The sequence below is a fragment of the Lactobacillus sp. X-49 genome (genome assembly GCF_057063645.1).
Genome location: NZ_JBXSQM010000001.1, coordinates 238,926 through 261,003, shown reverse-complemented (window position 1 = coordinate 261,003; position 22,078 = coordinate 238,926). Strand labels below are relative to the sequence as shown.

General features: G+C 33.1%; 26 protein-coding genes and 2 pseudogenes. 24 read left to right on the top strand and 4 right to left on the bottom strand.

The window, feature by feature from the left end:
* From ACYIAQ_RS01290 to ACYIAQ_RS01235, 12 genes and pseudogenes are all read left to right on the top strand, one after another.
* Entirely contained in the window at positions 1-636 is a 636-nt protein-coding gene (locus tag ACYIAQ_RS01290) for an ATP-binding cassette domain-containing protein (protein ID WP_483562270.1), read from the top strand.
* Entirely contained in the window at positions 626-1,174 is a 549-nt protein-coding gene (locus tag ACYIAQ_RS01285; protein WP_483562269.1) for a hypothetical protein, read from the top strand. Before ACYIAQ_RS01290 ends, ACYIAQ_RS01285 begins: the two co-directional genes overlap by 11 nt.
* 15 nt (positions 1,175-1,189) lie before the next feature.
* Positions 1,190-1,978, top strand: coding sequence for a hypothetical protein (locus ACYIAQ_RS01280; protein WP_483562268.1), 789 nt, complete (start codon positions 1,190-1,192; stop codon positions 1,976-1,978).
* A 251-nt stretch (positions 1,979-2,229) separates the two neighbouring features.
* Positions 2,230-2,496, top strand: coding sequence for a type II toxin-antitoxin system Phd/YefM family antitoxin (locus tag ACYIAQ_RS01275; protein ID WP_483562267.1), 267 nt, complete (start codon positions 2,230-2,232; stop codon positions 2,494-2,496).
* Positions 2,497-2,503: 7 nt separating this feature from the next.
* Positions 2,504-2,695, top strand: a pseudogene (locus ACYIAQ_RS01270) (Txe/YoeB family addiction module toxin); the annotation flags it as partial.
* A 201-nt stretch (positions 2,696-2,896) separates the two neighbouring features.
* Positions 2,897-3,085 (top strand): annotated as a pseudogene (locus ACYIAQ_RS01265) (Txe/YoeB family addiction module toxin); the annotation flags it as partial.
* Positions 3,086-3,136: 51 nt separating this feature from the next.
* The gene (locus ACYIAQ_RS01260; protein WP_483562266.1) at positions 3,137-3,889 is read left to right on the top strand and encodes an isopeptide-forming domain-containing fimbrial protein; all 753 of its coding nucleotides are present in this window, start codon (positions 3,137-3,139) and stop codon (positions 3,887-3,889) included.
* Positions 3,890-3,968: 79 nt separating this feature from the next.
* Positions 3,969-4,247 carry a RelB gene (locus ACYIAQ_RS01255; protein WP_483562265.1) on the top strand — a complete coding sequence of 93 codons (279 nt, stop codon included), beginning with the start codon at positions 3,969-3,971 and terminating at the stop codon, positions 4,245-4,247.
* Positions 4,237-4,533: a type II toxin-antitoxin system RelE/ParE family toxin gene (locus ACYIAQ_RS01250; RefSeq protein ID WP_483562263.1), complete on the top strand. Its 297-nt coding sequence runs from the start codon at positions 4,237-4,239 to the stop codon at positions 4,531-4,533. The genes ACYIAQ_RS01255 and ACYIAQ_RS01250 overlap by 11 nt, the downstream gene beginning before the upstream one ends.
* A 303-nt stretch (positions 4,534-4,836) precedes the next feature.
* Positions 4,837-4,902, top strand: coding sequence for an SLAP domain-containing protein (locus ACYIAQ_RS01245; protein ID WP_483562281.1), 66 nt, complete (start codon positions 4,837-4,839; stop codon positions 4,900-4,902).
* Positions 4,899-5,255, top strand: a complete 357-nt coding sequence (locus ACYIAQ_RS01240) for an SLAP domain-containing protein (RefSeq protein WP_483562262.1) — start codon at positions 4,899-4,901, stop codon at positions 5,253-5,255. The genes ACYIAQ_RS01245 and ACYIAQ_RS01240 overlap by 4 nt, the downstream gene beginning before the upstream one ends.
* Before the next feature lie 49 nt (positions 5,256-5,304).
* Positions 5,305-5,655 (top strand): hypothetical protein, encoded by a 351-nt coding sequence (locus ACYIAQ_RS01235; RefSeq protein WP_483562260.1) that lies wholly within the window; start codon positions 5,305-5,307, stop codon positions 5,653-5,655.
* A gap of 190 nt (positions 5,656-5,845) precedes the next feature.
* Here ACYIAQ_RS01235 and msrA read toward each other — a convergent pair whose 3' ends face one another.
* Together msrA and ACYIAQ_RS01225 are read right to left on the bottom strand one after the other, a co-directional pair.
* A complete protein-coding gene (gene msrA / locus ACYIAQ_RS01230; protein WP_483562259.1) occupies positions 5,846-6,388 on the bottom strand; it encodes a peptide-methionine (S)-S-oxide reductase MsrA in 543 nt (180 codons plus the stop codon).
* A gap of 69 nt (positions 6,389-6,457) precedes the next feature.
* Positions 6,458-7,285, bottom strand: coding sequence for a pyruvate, water dikinase regulatory protein (locus ACYIAQ_RS01225; RefSeq protein WP_122018246.1), 828 nt, complete (start codon positions 7,283-7,285; stop codon positions 6,458-6,460).
* A gap of 200 nt (positions 7,286-7,485) precedes the next feature.
* Here ACYIAQ_RS01225 and rpsU point away from each other — a divergent pair, with 200 nt between their 5' ends.
* From rpsU to rpoD, 10 genes are all read left to right on the top strand, one after another.
* Positions 7,486-7,662, top strand: a complete 177-nt coding sequence (gene rpsU / locus ACYIAQ_RS01220) for a 30S ribosomal protein S21 (RefSeq protein ID WP_046306945.1) — start codon at positions 7,486-7,488, stop codon at positions 7,660-7,662.
* A gap of 133 nt (positions 7,663-7,795) precedes the next feature.
* Entirely contained in the window at positions 7,796-8,239 is a 444-nt protein-coding gene (locus ACYIAQ_RS01215; RefSeq protein ID WP_483562258.1) for a GatB/YqeY domain-containing protein, read from the top strand.
* Positions 8,240-8,262: 23 nt separating this feature from the next.
* A complete protein-coding gene (locus tag ACYIAQ_RS01210; protein ID WP_122022972.1) occupies positions 8,263-9,219 on the top strand; it encodes a PhoH family protein in 957 nt (318 codons plus the stop codon).
* Complete coding sequence (gene ybeY, locus ACYIAQ_RS01205) at positions 9,219-9,743, top strand: rRNA maturation RNase YbeY (protein WP_483562257.1); 525 nt, start codon at positions 9,219-9,221, stop codon at positions 9,741-9,743. The genes ACYIAQ_RS01210 and ybeY overlap by 1 nt, the downstream gene beginning before the upstream one ends.
* Positions 9,743-10,651, top strand: a complete 909-nt coding sequence (gene era / locus ACYIAQ_RS01200; protein ID WP_122018242.1) for a GTPase Era — start codon at positions 9,743-9,745, stop codon at positions 10,649-10,651. The genes ybeY and era overlap by 1 nt, the downstream gene beginning before the upstream one ends.
* Positions 10,652-10,654: 3 nt before the next feature.
* Positions 10,655-11,410: a DNA repair protein RecO gene (gene recO / locus ACYIAQ_RS01195; RefSeq protein WP_122022970.1), complete on the top strand. Its 756-nt coding sequence runs from the start codon at positions 10,655-10,657 to the stop codon at positions 11,408-11,410.
* Positions 11,411-11,662: 252 nt separating this feature from the next.
* The gene (gene glyQ, locus ACYIAQ_RS01190; protein WP_483562255.1) at positions 11,663-12,580 is read left to right on the top strand and encodes a glycine--tRNA ligase subunit alpha; all 918 of its coding nucleotides are present in this window, start codon (positions 11,663-11,665) and stop codon (positions 12,578-12,580) included.
* Complete coding sequence (gene glyS / locus ACYIAQ_RS01185; RefSeq protein WP_483562254.1) at positions 12,573-14,639, top strand: glycine--tRNA ligase subunit beta; 2,067 nt, start codon at positions 12,573-12,575, stop codon at positions 14,637-14,639. The genes glyQ and glyS overlap by 8 nt, the downstream gene beginning before the upstream one ends.
* Positions 14,640-14,665: 26 nt before the next feature.
* Positions 14,666-16,468, top strand: coding sequence for a DNA primase (dnaG, locus tag ACYIAQ_RS01180; protein ID WP_483562253.1), 1,803 nt, complete (start codon positions 14,666-14,668; stop codon positions 16,466-16,468).
* Positions 16,469-16,481: 13 nt separating this feature from the next.
* Positions 16,482-17,603, top strand: a complete 1,122-nt coding sequence (rpoD, locus tag ACYIAQ_RS01175) for an RNA polymerase sigma factor RpoD (protein WP_122022966.1) — start codon at positions 16,482-16,484, stop codon at positions 17,601-17,603.
* 90 nt (positions 17,604-17,693) lie between these two features.
* Here rpoD and ACYIAQ_RS01170 read toward each other — a convergent pair whose 3' ends face one another.
* Together ACYIAQ_RS01170 and ACYIAQ_RS01165 are read right to left on the bottom strand one after the other, a co-directional pair.
* Positions 17,694-18,890, bottom strand: coding sequence for a CPBP family intramembrane glutamic endopeptidase (locus ACYIAQ_RS01170; protein ID WP_483562252.1), 1,197 nt, complete (start codon positions 18,888-18,890; stop codon positions 17,694-17,696).
* A gap of 17 nt (positions 18,891-18,907) precedes the next feature.
* Complete coding sequence (locus tag ACYIAQ_RS01165; protein WP_483562251.1) at positions 18,908-19,348, bottom strand: NUDIX domain-containing protein; 441 nt, start codon at positions 19,346-19,348, stop codon at positions 18,908-18,910.
* Positions 19,349-19,554: 206 nt separating this feature from the next.
* Here ACYIAQ_RS01165 and ACYIAQ_RS01160 point away from each other — a divergent pair, with 206 nt between their 5' ends.
* Positions 19,555-20,427, top strand: a complete 873-nt coding sequence (locus ACYIAQ_RS01160; RefSeq protein WP_483562249.1) for an ABC transporter ATP-binding protein — start codon at positions 19,555-19,557, stop codon at positions 20,425-20,427.
* Positions 20,420-21,934, top strand: a complete 1,515-nt coding sequence (locus ACYIAQ_RS01155) for a hypothetical protein (protein ID WP_483562248.1) — start codon at positions 20,420-20,422, stop codon at positions 21,932-21,934. The genes ACYIAQ_RS01160 and ACYIAQ_RS01155 overlap by 8 nt, the downstream gene beginning before the upstream one ends.
* The last annotated feature ends 144 nt before the right edge of the window (positions 21,935-22,078 follow it).

The following is a 22,078-nucleotide window of genomic DNA, read 5'->3' as shown; positions in this document are numbered from 1 at the left end:
ATGAGTTTTATTGAATTAAAGCAAGTAGGCAAAGTAATTAAAAAGCAGCCACTTTTACATGATATCAATGCCAATATTCATCAAAATAGCATTACGGTTCTTGAGGGCATTAATGGATCCGGTAAAACTTTAATTTTAAAAGCTCTTCTCGGTCTAATTAAAGTAACAGGCTCCGTCGTAGTAAATCAGCAACAGGTGCTACCTAATAAGCCATTTCCTGTTAAAGCAGGTATTTTAATAGAAAAGCCAAGTTTAATTGAAGATTTTACTGCTTATAAAAATTTAGAATTACTAATTAAATTGGATCCTAGCATTCCAATAGGACAAATAAATGACTCGCTTCAATATTTTGATCTCAACAGATTTCCTAAGCAAAAGGTCAAAAAATTTTCTCTAGGAATGAAACAAAAGTTAGGAATTGCACAAGCGTTTCTTGGTGAATACCCGTTAATCATACTAGATGAACCTACAAACGCATTAGATCAAAAAAGTATTCTTAAGTTAGTCGATTTGATAAAGTCTTGTAACCAACGGGGAACTACATTTATCATTGCTTCACATGACCTTCAATTTATTGACCAAGTTGCTACAAGTCGTTTGAATGTAGAAGAAGGCACAATAACTTATGAAAAATAAAAGAATACTTTATTCTCTAATTTTATTCTTTTGCTTAATATCTACATTTATTGGTTATAAGCGTTACCAACAGGTCAATGCTCGTCCGCAACTAAGAGGAATAAAAGAAGAAAGATTTTTTAAACGACACGAATTAGTTCATGCACCGAATGTTAATTTTGTTGTTAATAGCACTAAGCTTGTTAAAAGTAAGACGGAAGTAAAGGTCAAAATCCAACTATTGCTTCAGCAAACGGGACCAGCTTATTATGGAATATATTATGGTAAATGGACTAAAGATACTGATTTTTCATGTAATATGTTTCTTAACGTTCCCTATGTAAACAATAATGCTCCGTCCCAAATTTTAGATAGTTCTAATCATTCAATAATTTTAAAAATAGTAAGAAATCCTCATTTCATTAATACCAATAGAAAATACATTGTCTATTTCACGGTTCCTAGATCTTTATATAAAAAGCGAGAGCAAAAACTTCGCTTTAGTTTTTTGGTTCCGGATAAAAGCTATTATCTTAAATATTCATTGTTGTTGGAATAAAAAAAGGAGTACAATATGAAATTCTTATGGTCACGAATGAATAAACGTTGGCTTTTTTGGGCCATAATTATTGGAATAATAATTAATTTATTACAGTTCTTACCTTTAAACCTTATATTATCCGTATATCCAGAAGATTCGCCATATACTCGATGGTTAGGGATAGATCCATTTACCATTTTTCCCAAAATTTTCTATCTATTATTGCCATTAATTGCCAGTTTACCAGCTTCCATCTTATTAAAAGAAGATTTAAACAGCGGTTTGCTATTTAAGATTAAATTACAAAGACCAATTAGAAAAGTTATATGTAGTTATGCTGGTTTAGCTTTTTGCATGGGAGCAATTGTCATCGCCATCCCTTTAATTATTAACTTTTTGGCATGGTTTATGATTGTTCCAAATATTAAACCGGATAATTTGATAAATTATAATATCAGGGTTGCTTCATTTAATACAATGTTTGTTGCCCTTTATTATTCTCATCCGTTTGTCCATGCACTTATTGCCATTTGTTTTGCATCTTTTTGGGGTGGATTATTTGCGATGCAAGTCACGTCAACATCTATTTGGATTAAGAATCAGTTTGTTGCGGTATGTTCAGGCTTAATATTGCAGATATTAATTTTCTTATTGAATAGTGTTTTCTATTTACCAGACTTTGTTAGTTATTCACCGATTGACTTTCTACGTGAATCAGCACCAAGTAATGTTAGTTTAGGGGTTACAATTAGCGTAACTTTAATAATGATAATTTACTGCATTGTAATGTTCTTAATAGATGAAAAGAGGTTAACTAGCTAGAAAAAGAAAAGTTAGTAGCTAATTTGGGTACTAGCGTTGCTTATCAATTATAAATCTTAGCTAATTATTAACAACGCTATTTTTACGAAGAGTAAAAATAAAAATACATTACTACAAAGTAATACTTTTTTAGCAACAAAGAAAGAAAAAGTTAAGGACAAGATAAACAAGATTTTTAAGAAATAGTTTAAGGTTTCGCTTGCTCATATATATTTTTAAGTGTTCAATGTATAGAAATGGAGGTACAACATATGGAAGCTATTTCTTATACTGAGTTTAGGAAAAATCTTAAACACTATATCCTTGAAGTTAATGAAGATTCTACTGCATTGTTAGTTACTAATCGTGATGATACTGAAAATGATGCTGTTTTATTATCAAAACGAGATTATGATAATATCATGGAAAATCTAAAAGTAATGAAAAATTCATATTTGATGAATAAAATTCAAGATGGGCAGAAACAAATAGCAGCAGGTAAAACTACTCAACATGAATTGATTGACGGCGATGATTAAAGCATAGACAGATAAAGCTTGGGACGACTTGTACTGGCAGAAGCTAAATGATAAGGTCATCGTTAAGAAGATTAATAGATTGATAATGGATATTGACCGGCAACCATTTACGGGAATAAGTAAGTCAGAACCATTAAAGTATGCAGTTGGTGATAATGTATGGTCACGTCGCATAACTCAAGAGCATAGGTTGGTTTAACAAATAGAAGATAACTACAATTTATATTCTGTCAGCAGCTAATCATTATTTTTGATTTTTGTTTATTGGTTTAGCAGAAATAATAAGCTATCCGTTATTGCTAAAGGCGATTATCTAGGAGGAGACGACTTCTATCGTGAAACTTACAAGGTAACCTTTGATGGCACCGTTAAGTCGGGCGTTAGTCTTGCTGACCACCAAGACCCGAAGCATAATGACCAAGCTGTTATCTATAATAAGGCTAAGGTCATCGTTAAGAAGATTAATAGATTGATAATGGATATTGACCGGCAACCATTTACGGGAATAAGTAAGTCAGAACCATTAAAGTATGCAGTTGGTGATAATGTATGGTCACGTCGCATAACTCAAGAGCATAGGTTGGTTTAACAAATAGAAGATAACTACAATTTATATTCTGTCAGCAGCTAATCATTATTTTTGATTTTTGTTTATTGGTTTAGCAGAAATAATAAGCTATCCGTTATTGCTAAAGGCGATTATCTAGGAGGAGACGACTTCTATCGTGAAACTTACAAGGTAACCTTTGATGGCACCGTTAAGTCGGGCGTTAGTCTTGCTGACCACCAAGACCCGAAGCATAATGACCAAGCTGTTATCTATAATAAGGCTGTGGTAACTACTTCTAACGGGTCATCTGAAAGTAACAAGACGACTACCAACATACCGTTTACGCAGACTTCCCAAACCAAGGCGGTTTCTACTGACGGTAACGGCAAAGGAGACTCTATCCAAGTCGATTACAACGCTCCTTACAAGTATACGGTAGACGTTGCGGCTCCAGACGGCGAAAATATTAAGACTTTAGAATTAAAAGACACGTTAGAGGACGTATTAGATTTGAAAGAGGTCAAAGTCTATGACCTTGATGATAATAACAAAGATGTAACTTCTGCCGGCAAATTAACGACAGATAATAATACCGCTGACTGGGTCGCAAATGAACCACAGAAGTGGCATGGTAAGCATTTAAGAATGTTAATTACTGCTAGTGTAAAGAATACGCCAGACTTGATGAAGTATTTAGATAAAAATAGCGGTGTTATCCGAGTACCAAACAAGGCTATTTGGATTATTAATGGTAAAGACCACCCGACTAATATTGTTTATGTCGAGCCAAAAGGTCCACAGGCAAGCGTTCAGAAGTGGATTGAACTACCTGATTCTAAGTAGTAAAGGTTAGCTTGGATTGCTTTTTATTTCAAGACTAGTATAATTTGTATTACCAACGTAATACAAAGGAGTGAAAACTATGAGTAGTGCTGCTATTAAAAAAGTAACGGTGTCTGCAAGAGTAACTGATAGTATAGATAAGAAAGCCAAGAAAAACCTTGCAGCTCAAGGTATTACTAGATCAGAATATATTCGTTTAGCCTTAATTAAGGCTGCCAATAACGAAGTACAATTAATTAATTTTTTGGATACCCCAGAGGCATTGCAAGCTAAAAAAGAAGTTGAAACTGGTCAAGTTATAAAGGTTAATTCACTTGAAGATTTTGATAAATGGTCGGATAGTATAGATGAAGATTGAACTATCAAAAACGTTTATCAGAGAATATAAAAGGCTTAAGAAAAAACATTATCCTGTAAAAGAAATACACGCATGCTTAAAGGCAATTATAGAGCATAATGTCAGTGTCTTAACCAAAGTAAAAGATCATGCACTTGGCGGTAAGTGGCAAGGATATAGAGAATTTCATCCAGCTAGAATCGGTGCTTATGGTAAAGAATACGATGGGTGGATTGTAGTTTATCAAATAAAAAACCAAGAATTAGTACTTGTACTTGTTGCTACCGGAACACATGATATTTTATAGTTTAAAATTAAATAAGTAAGAAAGCCCAGTAATCATAGTTAAAAAAAGAAAAAGCTAATCTTTCCAAAGTAGAACGTAATACTTTAAAGAAGACAGTTAAGCGAGTTTTAGATGATTGTTAAATTGATAATATCTGATACCGATTAAAATTTAAGTTAAAGTGGGGAAATAGTAATTATGAAGGAGAGAGTATTACTTAGTCTAGCAACTGGTGCATTACTAATTGTTGGCACAATTGGCGCTGCTGATAATAATGGCGTAAGCGCACAGTAGACTGTCCAAGCAGCTAAAAATAACTATCCAATTAAGTTAAAGCACAATGCTTACGTTTTTAATAAGCAGGGCAAGCGTAAGGGTAAAAAGTTTTGAAGAATAATCAGACATTAATCTCTTATGGTCAAGTTAAGATTAATGGTCAGCAATTTTATAAAATAGGTGGCAATCATTATATATTGACATCGACCGCTAAAATAAGCGACCCTAATGCAAAGTTACCTATTAATGATGCTGATCAAAATTCAAATTCTACCGATACTAATAACAACTCAATCTCAGACATGCCAGGCAAAGCTGATAAGCCAACTCAAAAGGAAATAGATTATTTGCTAAAAGAGAAAGGATATGTATACTTTTCAGATTCCGAATTAGCACAAATCAAAAAATCTTTATGGGAAAAAATCCAAAATTTAGAGTTCAACAAGGATATGAACCTTACAATTTAATCCAGAACTAGATAGTTTTATTAACAAGGTTCCTTCAAGCGCTGATAATATGTTTCTTTATTCAGAAGATATTGCCAAGTATTTGCCGACTTTAGCAGGCAAAGGCATGAATGCTGTACAAGCAGTAGATCATTATAAATATTATGGAAATTATCTTGGTGCCCCTGCGAATTTCAATCTTTACGATCGCAATCCAGAACATGTGGCTACTGAAATTTTTAATAGTTTAAAAAATGATCCATTTTATGAGAGTAAAATTGTCGGGTTGTTTGACAAAAAAGTGTTTGGTTCTTTAGGGCTAAATTATTACTGGGACGGAACAGATTCAAGAGTAGGATTAGTTTTTGTAGAAGTAGCTGGAACTAGTAAAAAGTGGACGAACTATTATAATGCAAATTAAGGGTTATTTATATATGATTTGGTAAGTAAATCTAAATCGGGTAATTTTCTAAAGTGATATATGAAAGATTTGGCCACTAATAAATAACCACTCAAAACCTAGCTTAATAGCTAGTTATATATTTAAAAAAGCAAAAAAGAACGCAAAATATCAAAAATGTAGATTGCGTTCTTTCTATTTGGCTAAAGGATTACTTTTTCCAGTTTTTTTCAATGAAAGCTTCACGGCCACCGGACTCTTCTAAAGCATAACGACCAGGATTTTTTTTGTAAAAATTCTGATGATATTCTTCAGCAGGATAAAAAGCGGTTGCCGGCTCGATCTTTGTTACGATTGGTTCAGCAAATTTACCACTTGCTTGAAGGTCATGCTTTGATTTTTCTGCAGCTACTTTTTGTTGGGGTGAATTATAATAAATTACCGGACGGTAATTATCACCACGATCTTGGAATTGCCCCGATGCATCGGTTGGATCGGTTACTTGCCAATAATAGTTCAGTAGCTGTTCATATGACATTAACTTTGGATCATAAGTGATTTCAACAGCTTCTGTATGACCGGTAGTACCACTTGCAACTTGTTCGTATGTGGGGTTAACTACATGTCCTCCAGTGTAACCTGAAATAACCTGTTTAACACCCGGCAGGGTGTCAAATGGCTTTACCATGCACCAAAAACATCCACCAGCAAAAATAGCTGTTTGATAATTTGAGTTTGTTTCTTTATCAACCATTGTTAGAACCTCTTTCTTCCTAGTTCTTATTTAACCACAAACAGATACTAATAAGACAATTCCTGTTTGCTATTCTTCAATCCCTAGATGATTCATAATTAGAGCTGCTGTTTCTTCGATTGAGCGATTTGCCACATTAATGACGAAGCAACCAAGTTGATCATATAATTTTTGAGCAGAATCCAGTTCTTTTTTTATTGCATCAGTGTTTGAATAAGCGGTATCAGGATTAAGCCCATAGGAAATCATTCTTTGCCGTCTTATTTCATTTAAAACTGATAAATCATTAGTTAAACCAATAATTTTTTTGGAGTCAATTTGATAAATTTCCTTTGGAATATGAGTATCAGGAACTAGAGGAAGATTAGCTACTTTTAAGTTCTTATTAGCCAAGAAAAGAGATAACGGTGTTTTAGAAGTTCTAGAAACCCCAAGTAAAACAACATCAGCTTCCAAAAATCCTTTAGGATCTTTTCCGTCATCATACATTACTGCAAATTCCATAGCTGAAATTCTATCAAAGTATTTTTGATTCATTTTATGTTGCGCACCAATTTTTTCGGTTGGTCTAACACCTGTAACTTTCTGAATTACCTCCATGGCAGGTGATAAAATATCATGACTTGCAATCTGATGTTCTCTAACAAAGCGAATTACTGCTAACTGCATCTCAGCTTTGACTAAACTATAAATTAACACAAGATTAGGAAAGCTTTCTATTTCATTAAAAGTCTCCTTCAACTTATCCATTGTATAAATGAATGGGTAACGTCTGTAATTAAACTTAATATCTGGAAATTGAGCAGTTGCAGCTACAGCATTATTAAAAGCTGTATCACCAGCGGAATCAGAAATAATTACGATATTAACTTCTTTTTTGGATGCTTCTTCAACCATATTGAACTCCTTTTTACTTAAATTATACAATTTAACTGAAATCTTTAACATATTTAGTATAAATTAATTAAAGTTAAACTGCGATGATGAAAAATAATTTTAAAAAATATTGCATGTTTGTATTGACCGATTACAATGGTTTGATATAATTTAAATAAATGCATGACGGTAACGTCAAGAAATGGAAGGAGGGATCACATATGGCAAAGACAGTCGTTCACGAAAACGAGTCTATTGATGATGCTCTTCGTCGTTTCAAACGTTCCGTTTCTAGAAGTGGTACTTTACAAGAATACCGTAAACGCGAATTTTATGAAAAGCCAAGTGTACGTAGAAAGCTTAAATCTGAAGCAGCTCGTAAACGTAAGCACTATTAATTAATAATAAAAAACAACTTTGATCCCTTGATTAAAGTTGTTTTTTTATGTTAAATAATCTTTTATTTGTTTTATACTGAACTAAAGATTTGCTATAATCTAAGTATACATTGTTTAGAAAGAGGTAATTAAGTTGAGTTTAGCAGAACAAATTATGACTGATATGAAAACTGCAATGAAGTCGCGTGACAAAGTTAAGTTAAATACGGTTCGGATGATCAAAGCTGCTTTAATGAATGAAAAAATAAAAGTTGGTCATGAGCTAACACCAGACGAAGAATTAACTATTCTAAATCGTGAAAAAAAACAACGTGAGGAATCAATTGCAGAATTTGAGAAGGCAAAGCGTGATGATTTAGTTGAGGAAACTCGTTCGGAGTTAAGAATTATTGAAAGTTATTTACCCGAGCAGCTTTCTGAGCAAGAGCTACAAAAAATCGTTAAAGAATCAATTGATGAAGTGCATGCTAGTAACAAAGCTGATTTTGGCAAGGTAATGAAAGTCATAATGCCGAAAATTAAAGGTAGAGCTGATGGTAAAATGGCTGCTAATGCGGTCAAAGCTCAATTGAGCTAGACGAGAAAAGGAGTATAGTTAATTTGGCTCAAACCAATTTTATTCCAAAAAAACCAGAAAACATCCAAAAACTAGTAGGTGTTAATGATCATAACCTTGATTTATTGGCTAATGGTTATGACGTTAGTATAACTGATACTGGAAATCAAGTTATGATTGACGGTAGCGAAAGCCAAATTAGCAAAGTTATTGCCGTCTTAGAAGCTTTAGACAATTTGGTTAGTGCTGATATTAATATTGGCGCACCCGATATTGTTAGTGCGATGAAGATGGCTGATAAAGGAACGATTGAATATTTTCCAGATTTATATAAAAAAATTTTAATTCGGGATGCTAAAGGCAAACCGATTAGAGTTAAAAATATAGGTCAGAAAAACTATGTTGAAGCAATTGAACAGCATGATGTCGTATTTGGTATTGGACCTGCCGGTACAGGTAAGACTTTTATTGCTGTTGTTTGTGCTGTTGCAGCATTTAAAAAAGGTGAAGTTTCACGAATAGTTTTAACTCGACCAGCTATTGAAGCAGGAGAATCATTAGGATTTTTACCCGGCGATTTAAAGGAAAAGGTTGATCCATATTTACGTCCAATATATGATTCGCTCTACTCAATTTTAGGAACCAATACAACCGATCACTTGATGGAAAGGGGTGTAATTGAAGTTGCCCCGCTTGCTTACATGCGCGGAAGAACACTTGATGATGCCTTTATTATTCTTGATGAAGCACAAAACACAACGGATGCACAAATGAAAATGTTTCTTACACGATTAGGCTTTAATTCCAAGATGATTGTTAATGGAGACATGACTCAAGTAGATTTGCCCGGACGTCAACGAAGTGGACTAATTGACGCAAAACATATTTTAAAGAATATTGATCAAATTAAATTTGTTGATTTTTCTGCCAATGACGTTGTTCGTCATCCTGTTGTTGCTAAAATTATTAATGCTTATGAAAAGGGAGAAGACCGAACTTAATGAGTTCAATCGATATCACATATAATGATGAAGTGCAATTTTTGCAAAATACAGAGCCTGATTGGACAAAGTGGATTTCCAAGTTGCTTTTACTTGCAAAAAAAGAAATTGCTAAAAAAAACAACTTGGAAATGAGTATTAGTTTTGTTGACGAAAATCGTAGCCAAGAAATTAATCGTAAATACCGCAGCAAAAATCGACCAACCGATGTCATTTCTTTTGCAATTGAGGATGGCGATGATCAAGTAGATTTAGAAGCATTTGCCTCAGATCCCAATTTTTGTGAAGATATTGGTGATTTAATCATGTGTCCTAGTGTTATTAAGCGTCACAGCGAGGAATACGAAACTGGATGGCGGCGAGAATTTGGTTACACTTTAGTTCATGGCTTTTTACATCTTAATGGCTATGACCATATTAAACCTGCGGAAGCAAAAGTAATGTTTGGTATTCAAGGTAAAGTTTTAGAGGATTATGGATTACCACTATATCCAGATCAATTAGATGAAGGCAGGGGTAAGTAATGACCAGCAACACACAAAACAAATCAGGGTTTGTGGCCCTTTTAGGTCGACCAAATGTTGGTAAATCAACGTTAATGAATTATTTAGTTGGTCAAAAAGTTGCAATAACTTCGAATAAACCACAAACAACCCGAAATAAAATTTCTGGAATTTATACAACTGATGATATGCAAGTGGTTTTTGTTGATACTCCAGGTATTTTTAAGCCACATGGTGATCTTGACGATTACATGGATAAGGCTAGTATATCTAGTTTAAACGATGTGGATTTAATATTATTTATGGTCGAACCAGAAAAGATGGGCAAGGGTGATGCTTATATTGTAAATCTACTAAAACAAGTAAAAATACCAGTATTTCTGTTAATTAATAAAGTAGACCGTGTAAACCCAAATGATCTATTAGAAATAATTGATGAATATCGCCAGTTAAACATTTTCAAAGAATATCTTCCCATTTCTGCAACTCAAGGAATTGGCATTTCGGATTTAACACAAGTTTTGCATGAGTATCTTCCCAAGGGACCTGCATACTATGACGCAGAACAAATCACAGATAGACCGGAATACTTTATGGTTGCTGAATTAATTCGTGAGCAATTGCTCAATTTAACAGACGAAGAAGTTCCTCATGCTGCAGCAGTTTGGGTTGAACAAATGAATCAGCACGAAAATAACAAACTCCAGATTGAAGCTACAATTTACGTTGAAAAGAGCGGTCAAAAGGGTATCATCATTGGCAAAGGTGGGAAAATGCTTAAGCAAATTGGCATTAATTCTCGTAAACAAATTGAAGAGTTACTCGGAGAAAAGGTAAACCTTCATTTATGGGTAAAAGTTCAACGAAATTGGCGGTCTGATCCGCGATTTTTAAAACAGATTGGATACAACAAAAAGGATTTATCTTAAACCATGTCACGCGAACTGATCGAAGTTCAGGGAATTATTTTTAAACGGCAAAAATACAATGAAGCTGATTTATTGGCTAAGATCATAACCCAAAAAAACGGGATCTTAACAATGATTGCTCATGGGGCACTTAAACCTAAGTCAAAATTAGGAGCAGCTCTACTTAACTTTTCCCACGGTACTTATGTCATCTCGACCACTGGGCAGGGAATTAGTAACTTGCGAACCTACAAAAACATACGACAATTTGATGGGATATTTAACAATTTGACAATGAATGCTTATGCCTCATTTATTTTGGATTTAATTGACCATGCATTTGTCGAATATCAAAATGTGGGTAAATACTATGATCTTGCTGAATTTGCTTTACAAAAAATCGTCGAACAATCCGATCCAGAAATGATTTCACAAATTGTGCAAATGCAATTGTTAGCAGCTTATGGAGTTGAACCAGAGCTTCATAAATGTGTTGTTTGTGGGGAAAAAAATGGCGAGTTTGACTACTCAATTAAGTACGGTGGTATTCTTTGTAAGCAACATTTTTACACGGATGCTCACAGACTCCATCTTCAACCTAAGCAAACCGCCGTTTTAAGAACAATTGGATTAGTACCATTTCAACGATTAGGTACCATTACAATTAATAAGGATACCAAAAAAGCAACTCGTCGGGCAATCGATCAAATTTATCAAGAAACAATTGATTTAAATTTAAAGACTAAAAAATTTCTTGATGAGTTAAATTTATTGCCCTAAGCCTTTAGCTCACATAGTTATTATGATAAAATATTATTGTACTTTGATGAAGATGAGGATTTAAAAAAGTACCAGTTAAGCGAGTGTCAGATAGTGTGAGGACATCTGGGAAAAGGCACCTCTAGTCAATTTAATTAAGAGCAGGGAATAATAAACAAAACATCCCTGAATTAGGGTGGAACCGCGATTAAATCGTCCCTATGCAAGTTTTGCATAGGCTTTTTTTATGGCCTTATGCAGGAAGGATATAAAATGGCAAAGAAAAAATTAACTATTCAAGATATGATTTTTAAATTGGAAGAATTTTGGTCATCTAAAGGCTGCATGGTAATGCCTTCTTACGATGTTGAAAAAGGGGCAGGAACAATGAGTCCATATACTTTTTTACGCGCCGTTGGACCAGAACCATGGGCTGCTTGCTATGTAGAGCCTTCAAGACGACCTGCAGATGGTCGCTATGGTGACAATCCTAATCGTTTATTCCAACACCATCAGTTTCAAGTCGTAATCAAGCCTTCTCCAGAAGAAATTCAACAGTATTATTTAGATAGTTTAAAGGTTCTTGGTATTAATCCTTTAGAACATGACATTCGGTTTGTTGAAGATAACTGGGAAAATCCATCAATGGGCTGTGCCGGTGTTGGTTGGGAAGTCTGGCTTGATGGTATGGAAGTTAGTCAGTTTACTTACTTCCAAGTTGTGGGGGAACTTGACGTCAAGCCAACAATGAGTGAAATTACGTATGGTGTCGAAAGGCTGGCATCATATATTCAAGATGTTAATTCTGTTTTTGACTTAGAATGGGGCAATGGAGTTTTGTACCGTGATATTTTCAAAGAAGCAGAATATGAAAACTCTAAGTATGCATTTGAAGAATCAAACCAGCAGGATTTATTAAAGTTTTTTGATGTATATGAGAGAACTGCTAAAGAATTGATTGGTTTAAACTTAGTACAACCAGCTTATGATTATATTTTAAAATGTTCTCATACATTTAACTTGCTTGATGCTCGCGGAGCAGTTTCGGTAACGGAGCGGGCTGGCTATCTATCAAGAATTAGAAATTTAGCTCATGAAGTAGCAGTTTGCTTTGTCGAAGAACGTGAAAAGAGAGGCTTCCCGCTATTAAAGAGCGCGGAAGATAAGAAGGCGGGGCTTAAAAATGACTAAAGATTATTTATTTGAAATTGGTACAGAGGAAATGCCAGCTCATGTTGTTTCTCGAAGTGTAAAACAATTGGCTGATCGAACCCAAAAATTTTTACTTGATAATGGTTTAAAGTTTAAAAATATTAAAACTTTTTCAACTCCACGACGATTGACAATTTTAGTTGAGAACTTAGCAGAAAAGCAAGAAGACATCGACGAAATTAAGAAAGGACCAGCGAAAAAAATAGCTTTAGATCAAGATGAAAATTGGACTAAAGCTGCACAAGGATTTGCACGTGGTCAAGGGATGACCACTGACGATATTTATTTCGAAGAATTAAAAGGCACTGAATATGCTTATCTTCATATCAAAAAAGAAGGTAAGCTTGCCAGCGAAATTCTTTTGCAAATGAGTGACGTCATTAAAGCTATGACATTTCCAACCAAAATGAGGTGGCATACAAATGATTTTGAATTTATACGTCCAATTCACTGGCTTGTTTCTCTTTTTGGTAATGACGTAATTCCCGTAAAATTACTTGATATTACCGCTGGTCGAAAAACCTATGGTCATCGTTTTCTCGGTGAATCAATCGTTTTAGCAAAAACAAGTGATTATGAAGATGCTCTAAAAGATCAGTTTGTTATCGTTGATGCTAATAAACGTAAAGAAATGATTGTTGACCAAATAAATAGTCTCGTCAAGAAGCATGACTGGCAAATTAAGTTAGATAAAAGCCTGTTGGAAGAAGTTACTAATTTGGTCGAATACCCAACTGTGTTTGCCGGCTCATTTGACAAGAAATATCTACAGATGCCACAAGAAGTACTGATTACTTCAATGAAAGATAATCAACGCTATTTTGAAGTTTATGATCAAAATGGTAAATTGGTTAACCATTTTATTGCGGTCCGTAATGGAAACAAAGAATTCTTAGAAAATGTGATTTTAGGAAATGAAAAAGTGCTCGTTGCTCGACTAGATGATGCCCAATTTTTCTATGATGAAGATCGGAAATATCCATTAAGCCATTTTGTTCAAAAATTAGATAACGTCTCATTCCATGATAAAATCGGATCCATGTCTGAGAAAGTTAAACGAGTAAAAATAATTGGCGAATTTTTGGTCAAAAAATGGCATCTTGATGAACAAACAAAAGTAGACTTTGACCGGGCCAGTGAATTATATAAATTTGATTTGGTTACTCAAATGGTTGGTGAATTTGCCGAATTACAGGGCGTTATGGGCATGCACTATGCCGAATTGGCAGGAGAAAAAAATAGTGTTTCTATTGCAATCAAGGAACACTATATGCCAACGACTTCAGAAGGTGAATTACCTCAAACAACGGTAGGGGCACTTTTATCAATTGCTGATAAACTAGATACTATTATTACTTTCTTTGCAGCAGGTATGATTCCAAGTTCTTCCAACGATCCATACGCACTAAGACGTTATGCTTACGGAATTGTTCGCATTTTACTTAAACAAAATTGGTCGTTACCGTTTAATGAAGTTTTACCAGCGATTGTTATTGCACTCGATGGTAAAACAAGTGCTAAATTACCTAACACTGATTCCCAAGATGAAGAAATTGCTTCATTCATTCGAGATCGGATAAATCAATACTTACAGAAAAACAACTTTAAATACGACATCATTGATGCTGTATTAGCTTCAAGACAGCAAGATCCAATTCAAATTTTGGCGGCAGCAAATGTTTTACAAATTCATCATGACGATGAAAAATTCAAACCAGTTGTTGAAAGCCTTATTCGGATTAATAATATTTTAAAGAAGGCAAAATATCAGGGTCAGGATTCAGTTAATTCAGAATTATTTGAAAATGATAGTGAGAATGAGTTAAATGCTGGTGTTCAGTCATTAAGTCAAGTTACTGATTTAACAGACCTTTATGATGGGTTTGTTAGATTACAGCCACTAATTAATCGTTATTTTGAAACTAACATGATTATGGACAAAGATGTGAATGTTAAAAATAATCGATTGGCTCAACTCAGTGCTGTTGCACATCTTGCTGGTTATTTAGGAGACTTAAGTAAACTGGTTATTAAATAATAAATGAAGTAGTGGGCGATCAAAAGATGGCAGGATTAATTTCTGAAGAAACAATTGCTAAGGTTCGTAAAAATCTGAATATCGTAGATGTAATCGGTCAATATGTAACGCTTGAGAAAAAAGGCAAAGATTATGTTGGTTTGTGCCCTTTTCATCAAGAAAAGACACCCTCATTTACAGTCAATGAACCAAAACAGTTTTTCAAATGTTTTGGTTGTGGTAAAGGTGGCAATGTTTTTACTTTTCTAATGGAAAAAGAAAATCTGACTTTTCCAGAGAGTGTTCAAAAGGGCGCTGATATAGCCAATATTGAAATTTCTGAATTTAAGCAACATTCAATTAGGTACTCTAATGTTTTAATTGAAATTACCGAAGAAGCAGCTAAATTCTATCATCGCGTATTAATTTCAACTAATGCGGGTAAAAGAGGATTAGAATATGCCACTTCGCGAGGACTTGATTCTGCGATTATTGATCATTTTCGTATTGGTTATGCGCCTAAACAAAACAATTTACTTTTAACATATTTACGTGAACGTAAATATAAAGATGATGATTTAATAAAAAGTGGTTTATTTGTTCAATCTAATAAGGGGGAAATGTTCGATCGTTTCCGTGATCGGTTAATGTTTCCCTTAAGTAATGAAGGCGATTATGTCATTGCCTTTTCTGGGCGTCGGATATCAAATGATAAATCTGAGGCCAAGTATATTAACAGTCCTGAAACAAAAATTTTTAGTAAATCAAAGTTGCTTTTTCACTTTGCAGAAGCTAAAAAAGCGGCAAAATCAGAAGGTCATTTAATTTTATACGAAGGATATATGGATGTGATTGCTGCTTATAAAGCTGGAATTAAGTCTGGGATTGCTTCTATGGGCACAAGTCTAACTGACCAGCAAGTTTACATGCTTAGACGTATCACTAATACTATCATTATTAATTACGATGGTGACGATCCAGGGATTCATGCAGAGGAAAGAGCGGCAAAAATGTTTGCTAAAACCGGTAATTTCAGTTTGGGAATTGTTGTTTTACCTGAAAAACTTGATCCAGACGAGTATGTAAAAAAATACGGTACTGCTAAATACCGTGATGAGATTAAAGCAGCACTTACACCAACTGATTTTTTCTTAAAACGTTTAGCCCAAAAATACAACCTAGATAATGATAGAGAAAAACTTGTTTATTTAGACGAAGCTGTCAAAGAAATTGTTCAATTACCTAATCCCGTTGAACAGGATTTATATTTAGACAAAATTTCTAAGCAGCAAAATGTGTCAAAAGATTCACTTAAAATAAATTTAGTGAAATATCGCAGACAATTTAATACAGCAAGACAGCATAAAGCTAGTTCTTTTATAGCAGATTCAATAAATGATGATAATATTATTTCTCCAATTGAGGGAAATGGTACTAGTAAAATCGATCCTGTTCAAACCAGATTGCTATATTTATTCATTCACTCTGAACATGCACGTAATTATTTGTTGGAAAACAAGTTTTTGTTTCCCGATCAGGATTATCAAAAATTAGCGGAGCTTTGGTTAAATTTTTGTGAAATACATAAAAATCCGTCTGCTAATAGTTTCTTAAATTTTATTCCTGGCGAACTTCAAGGTATAATAGTTAATACTGAAATGACAGACATGCCTCAGGATTTTTCAAACAAGGAGATTGATGAGCAAATTCATTCCTTACAAATGCGACAAATTAATATTCAATTGCATGATCTTATGAATGATCTTCAGGAAGCCAAAAGAAAAATGGATAACCAAGAGATTATTAAAATTACTCAGAAAATCTTACAGTTAAAGCGAATCCAAGGTTAGAGGGGGGCTTATAATGGTAGAAAAGAAAGACACTAACAATACTGAAAAATTACCACTTGATAAGGTAGTCAAAGAAGTTGTTAAAGATGTTAAAAAGAATAAAGCAATTACAGAAACTGAATTTGTTGACCGTCTTGTTAAGCCCTATGATTTACAGGGCAAAGCTGTTGATCAATTAGTTCAGGAATTTGAAGATAATGGGATAAGTATCGTTGATGAAAATGGTGATCCTTCTAAATTAGCCTTAAAGAAACAAAAAGACATTGAAAAAGCCGAGCTAAAAGATATGTCGGCTCCATCAAGCGTGAGGATGAATGATCCTGTGCGGATGTATTTAAAAGAAATTGGTCGTGTACCGCTTTTAAACGCCGATCAAGAGATTTCTTTAGCTAAAAGAATTGAAAAAGGTGATGAAGAAGCCAAGCAGGAATTAGCTGAAGCTAACTTACGTCTTGTTGTCTCAATTGCTAAACGGTATGTTGGACGTGGAATGTCTTTTCTTGATTTAATTCAGGAAGGTAACATGGGATTAATGAAGGCTGTAGATAAATTTGATTATAGCCTAGGGTTCAAGTTTTCAACTTATGCGACCTGGTGGATAAGGCAAGCCATTACCCGTGCAATCGCAGATCAAGCACGGACAATTAGAATTCCGGTTCACATGGTAGAAACAATCAACAAATTGATCAGAATTCAAAGACAGTTATTGCAAGATTTAGGTCGCGAACCAACACCTGAAGAAATTGGTGCCGAAATGGATATGCCAACTTCCAAGGTACGTGATATTCTTAAGATTGCTCAAGAACCAGTTTCACTCGAAACACCAATTGGTGAAGAAGACGATTCTCATCTTGGTGACTTTATTAAAGATAAAGATGCAACTAGTCCAGAACAACATGCTTCATATGAAATGTTGAAAGAGCAGTTAGAAGAAGTTTTAGATACACTTACTGATCGAGAAGAGAATGTTTTACGGTTACGTTTTGGTCTTGATGACGGCCGAACTAGAACTTTAGAAGAAGTCGGGAAAGTCTTTGGTGTTACTCGTGAACGTATTCGCCAAATTGAAGCCAAGGCTTTACGGAAATTGCGTCATCCTAGTCGTTCCAATCAGTTACGTGATTTTTTGGATTAACTTTATACTATACAAAAAGCTTCACTTCGCACAATAAACGAAGTGAAGCTTTTTTGCTTTATCTTAATTTTAACTTTTTCTCTTATAAATTTAAAATGCTTTTTTATTTAATCCTTGAAGATTCAAATTATATTCGACAACTTTTTTACGTTTACCTGTAACTAGAAACAAAGCTAGTCCGAGATAAATTAAAACTATGAAAATTAATAATTGCCAGTCAAATATTGTTGGACTTAACATCGAAGTACTCCCAGACGCAATCATCCCCGCTAAATCATATAAGAAGTGGTATGCGATATTGCTAATAATTGTACCAGTGTATAAATAGAGTGCTGAAAATAATATACCTCCTACCATTGCATTAATCACTTGCAAAATAGTAGCTGATAATGGTTGAACAGGAGTATTTAAAAAATGAATTAGACCAAAAATTAAGCCATCAAGAAATATTGCCCAAAAGATTTGCCTACTAGAATTTTGGAGTAACTTCAATAAAAAACTTAAAATGCAAAAGCGCATCATCCATTCTTCACCAATTCCAGCAGCAAAAGCATTTAAAGTTAAATATAAAAGATTACTATTTGAAGCTACCCTAAAATTCCAGTTAGTAAGAATACCGTTCAATGAATCAGCATCATTAAAACCATTAAACAGACAATCTATGATAATAAAAATAATTAGAATACTCAAAATTAACTTTGAAACTCTTGAACTAAACTTAAAATTAGGAGTAACAAATCCCCATTTTTTCATCACAAACCATGTAGTAACAACAAAACTTAAACTACCAATAATTGCACTATTGGTACAAGCCTTTAAAAAAGGGTTAGTGGGAATAGGGTAAGTAGATTCTATTTCGATAATCAAATATATAAACCATAGTAAACAAAAACGTCCCCATTTATTCTGAACATTTCCCATAGCCAATTCGCCCATAGGAATAAACATAAAAATTTTATAAATTGTAATAAGACACAAAACAAATGTTGTTATAGTCGCATTTGTATACTTAATTAAAAGATCATTTACAAAAGTAAAGAAAAAAATTGGGGTACTAGTGATACTAATTGCCTGAAAATAATAATTGCATTGAATTAACTTACTATTTACATTTTTATTTAATACTGAAAACTGTAAACTAATCAAAATTATCAAAACAAATGCTTTAAAAGTAGTAGTCCCACCAGCATGAATAAATAAACTATAAATTAAACTAAATATTACAAGTAGCAATTGTAATACAGTCTGCAGTAGGTGCCAACTTCTTATTTTTTTCTCTGTAACCATTAAAAACCTTTCTAGACTTAAAACAGTTCATCACGCTTGCCATCAAGTAGATGTTCATCAATATCATTATTAAAATAAACTTTTAAATCGCGGTCAAAGTTATATGCAAGCTTTTCTTGTTGCAACTCTTTTTTTGTCATCCAGATAAGCTCTCCTTCTTTTGATGCTTTTAACTGACCACTAAACTTTGTAGCAATATAAAAAAAGACGATATAGCGATTATTATTATCGTCATAAAATTGTTTAATTCCCACTAAATGTGGCTTCTTAATTGTTAAATTAGTTTCTTCTTTAATCTCTCGGATGACCGAGTCGTGAAATGATTCATGCGCTTCAACATGTCCGCCTGGAAAGGTAAGTCCAGGCCACGTTGGATCGTTACGATTAATCACTAATATTTTTTGATTATTTTTAATCATACACATATTTGTTAATGTTACTCTTTCAGTTCTATCCATTTTATGTAACTTCTTTCATCTTGTTATTGAATTTATTATATAAAAAAGTTGAAAGATTAACCAAGTAAATTTACAATATATTAATTTGTTTACAATCAATAACTTTATTAAAAATTCAGACTTTTTTGTTTTATTTTGTACTATAATAGCATAGTAATACAATATATAAAACCGGTATTGAATTTATACATCTGGAGGAATTGACTATGGAATTAAATATCAGAAACGTATCGTTAACATTTGGTCAAAAGCTAATACTTGATAATATTAACCTGAATTTACATTCAGGTGGACTCATTGGACTAATTGGTCCAAATGGTTCTGGAAAATCAACCTTACTGCGTATAATTTCAACTATTTTGAAACCTGAAAAAGGAAATATATTTCTAGATGGAGCAGACATTGTTAAATACCCCAAAAAGATGCGAATTTCATTAGGATATTTACCACAGCAAGTCCCATATTATCCTCATTTAACAGCAATTGAATATTTGCAATACATTGCTGCTCTTAAAGGAATTTCTAAAAAGCAAGCACGAAGTAATATTGAAAATTTACTAACTAAATTTCATTTGATTAATGCAGGAAATACAAAATTGGCCGACTTTTCTGGTGGTATGAGACAAAGAGTAGGTATAGCCGCCACATTACTAGGTGATCCAAAAGTAATTATTGTTGATGAACCTACAGTCGGATTAGATCCATTAGAAAGAGTAACTATTAGGAATGCTTTGGCGGAAATGGCTGTTAATCATATTGTTATTTTATCAACCCACATTATTTCTGATATAGAAGCAGTTGCTTCTAAAATTATTGTTTTGAAAGAAGGGCAAATTCTATATACAGGTTCACCAGAGAGACTTTTACAAAGGGTAGCAAATTCAGTTTGGGAATATACTGCTCCAGTTAATCAGGTTCTTAATCAACTAGAAAATGTTAGTTCTATTACGCAAGAAATTGATGGTGTTCATATTAGAGTAATCTCTCAATCTAAACCTAACGCAGAAGCCGTTAATGTAACACCACGCTTAGAAGATGCCAGTCTGGCTATTTTAGAAAGCGGTGATCAGTTTGACTAGAATTGTTAAAGCTACATTTTTAGAACGAAGTCGACGCTTGTCATATTGGGCTCTAATAATTTTGGCCTTAATCGCAGCAGTTATTGGATATCCAAGAATTAAAGGTCCAATTAAGGTATTTGTACTTGAGCCGAATGTATTTATTCAAGTAAGCAATCCTAGTTGGGTTCCGGTTAGTGTAGTGTTAGTATTAGGCTTGTTTTTACCAATTATTAGTTACCTGTTTTTAAAAAATACAATTGGAATTGATTATCAAAATCATACTAATGTTTTATTGGCGTCAGTTTCATTTTCTAAAATTAAGTACATTGGTGGAAAATTCTTGGCGAATTGTTTACTTTTATTTATTCTCTGGATTATTATCATATTAGGGACAATTATAATGGTGATTTTACAATTTCCAGGAAAATTTATTGACTTTTATCAATTTTTAACGCCATTTTTAACTTTATTACCTTGTATTTTTATAATTTCGACGCTTGCTATATTTACAGAAATTGTTCCTTTTTTAAGAGGTATTCTAGGAATAATTCTTGTTAGCTTTTTTTCATTAATTTGTTATGGAGTTAGTATCGAAAATTATAATTCCTTTTTTTTAAAGATAATTAACCCATCTGGTAGCTCCTACTTATTCAAAATGATTCAAGATACTTGTACTAAGACGATAGGGCAACCGTTAAAGCAAACAATGCTATTTAGTTCAGGAAATTTTAAAGAAACAGGAAAGCAGACTTTATTTTTTCAACCGATTAAATTTACTCATCAAGATCTACTAATTTTTATTATTCAGCTCATAATTTGTATTGTAATGCTAATTTTAGCAGGTTTTATTTTTTCTCCTCATAAATACTCAAATAAAATTCTTAAAAATTCAATCCCTATTAACTTAGTTCACGATCATCGTAAATTAAAAACAATTAATTTTAAAATCCATTCAAAAGCGGCTAGTAGTAGTTTATTAAAGACTTCGTTTGCTTTATTATGGAGACCGTTATCTATTTATAATAAACTTGCATTAATTATTTTGTGGTTAACAGCATGGTTTAGTTCATTAACCATAAAGCAATTAATAATTTTACCTTTAATCTTATTAACAGAATTACCATTATTGAGTAATTTAGGTTCACAAATTACTCAATCTGGTTTCTATCAATGGCTGTTAACGATTCCTAAAGCACAAAATAAGCAACAAATTTTTGAATATGTAGCTAGTTTAACATTTACACTAATCATGTTTTTACCTTTCATGATAAAGTCAAGTTATACTGCTTTATTACTAGTATGTTTTAGCATTATGATTTGCATACTAGCGCAAGTTTTAGGATTAATTACCAAGAGTAACCGGATGTTTATCTTTTTAATGGTTATTTTTTGCTTTATATATTTAAATGGGATTACTAACTTATTACCCATAAATAAGCTAAATTCATCAGTTTGGTTAGTATATCTTGGTATAACACTAGTTTTATTTTTAATAAAGTATAGTTTAAAGCAGTTAAGCAAATAATTCGTATAAGTATTCATACTAAATTGTTCTTTATTAGCTTCATTTTAAATTAAACTCAAAATGAAGCTTTTTGGTAAAGATTGTTTTTTAATTAAATTCATTAATTTTAAAAAACATTTAATTATTAAAACAACTTAAGTAATG

What these genes read in the sequence shown, in the direction of transcription:
- ACYIAQ_RS01290 (WP_483562270.1), top strand. Translation starts at nt 1, where the DNA reads ATGAGTTTTATTGAATTAAAGCAAGTAGGCAAAGTAATTAAAAAGCAG.
- ACYIAQ_RS01285 (WP_483562269.1), top strand. Translation starts at nt 626, where the DNA reads ATGAAAAATAAAAGAATACTTTATTCTCTAATTTTATTCTTTTGCTTA.
- ACYIAQ_RS01280 (WP_483562268.1), top strand. Translation starts at nt 1,190, where the DNA reads ATGAAATTCTTATGGTCACGAATGAATAAACGTTGGCTTTTTTGGGCC.
- ACYIAQ_RS01275 (WP_483562267.1), top strand. Translation starts at nt 2,230, where the DNA reads ATGGAAGCTATTTCTTATACTGAGTTTAGGAAAAATCTTAAACACTAT.
- ACYIAQ_RS01255 (WP_483562265.1), top strand. Translation starts at nt 3,969, where the DNA reads ATGAGTAGTGCTGCTATTAAAAAAGTAACGGTGTCTGCAAGAGTAACT.
- ACYIAQ_RS01250 (WP_483562263.1), top strand. Translation starts at nt 4,237, where the DNA reads ATGAAGATTGAACTATCAAAAACGTTTATCAGAGAATATAAAAGGCTT.
- ACYIAQ_RS01235 (WP_483562260.1), top strand. Translation starts at nt 5,305, where the DNA reads ATGTTTCTTTATTCAGAAGATATTGCCAAGTATTTGCCGACTTTAGCA.
- msrA (WP_483562259.1), bottom strand. Translation starts at nt 6,388, where the DNA reads ATGGTTGATAAAGAAACAAACTCAAATTATCAAACAGCTATTTTTGCT.
- ACYIAQ_RS01225 (WP_122018246.1), bottom strand. Translation starts at nt 7,285, where the DNA reads ATGGTTGAAGAAGCATCCAAAAAAGAAGTTAATATCGTAATTATTTCT.
- rpsU (WP_046306945.1), top strand. Translation starts at nt 7,486, where the DNA reads ATGGCAAAGACAGTCGTTCACGAAAACGAGTCTATTGATGATGCTCTT.
- ybeY (WP_483562257.1), top strand. Translation starts at nt 9,219, where the DNA reads ATGAGTTCAATCGATATCACATATAATGATGAAGTGCAATTTTTGCAA.
- era (WP_122018242.1), top strand. Translation starts at nt 9,743, where the DNA reads ATGACCAGCAACACACAAAACAAATCAGGGTTTGTGGCCCTTTTAGGT.
- recO (WP_122022970.1), top strand. Translation starts at nt 10,655, where the DNA reads ATGTCACGCGAACTGATCGAAGTTCAGGGAATTATTTTTAAACGGCAA.
- glyQ (WP_483562255.1), top strand. Translation starts at nt 11,663, where the DNA reads ATGGCAAAGAAAAAATTAACTATTCAAGATATGATTTTTAAATTGGAA.
- glyS (WP_483562254.1), top strand. Translation starts at nt 12,573, where the DNA reads ATGACTAAAGATTATTTATTTGAAATTGGTACAGAGGAAATGCCAGCT.
- dnaG (WP_483562253.1), top strand. Translation starts at nt 14,666, where the DNA reads ATGGCAGGATTAATTTCTGAAGAAACAATTGCTAAGGTTCGTAAAAAT.
- rpoD (WP_122022966.1), top strand. Translation starts at nt 16,482, where the DNA reads ATGGTAGAAAAGAAAGACACTAACAATACTGAAAAATTACCACTTGAT.
- ACYIAQ_RS01170 (WP_483562252.1), bottom strand. Translation starts at nt 18,890, where the DNA reads ATGGTTACAGAGAAAAAAATAAGAAGTTGGCACCTACTGCAGACTGTA.
- ACYIAQ_RS01165 (WP_483562251.1), bottom strand. Translation starts at nt 19,348, where the DNA reads ATGGATAGAACTGAAAGAGTAACATTAACAAATATGTGTATGATTAAA.
- ACYIAQ_RS01160 (WP_483562249.1), top strand. Translation starts at nt 19,555, where the DNA reads ATGGAATTAAATATCAGAAACGTATCGTTAACATTTGGTCAAAAGCTA.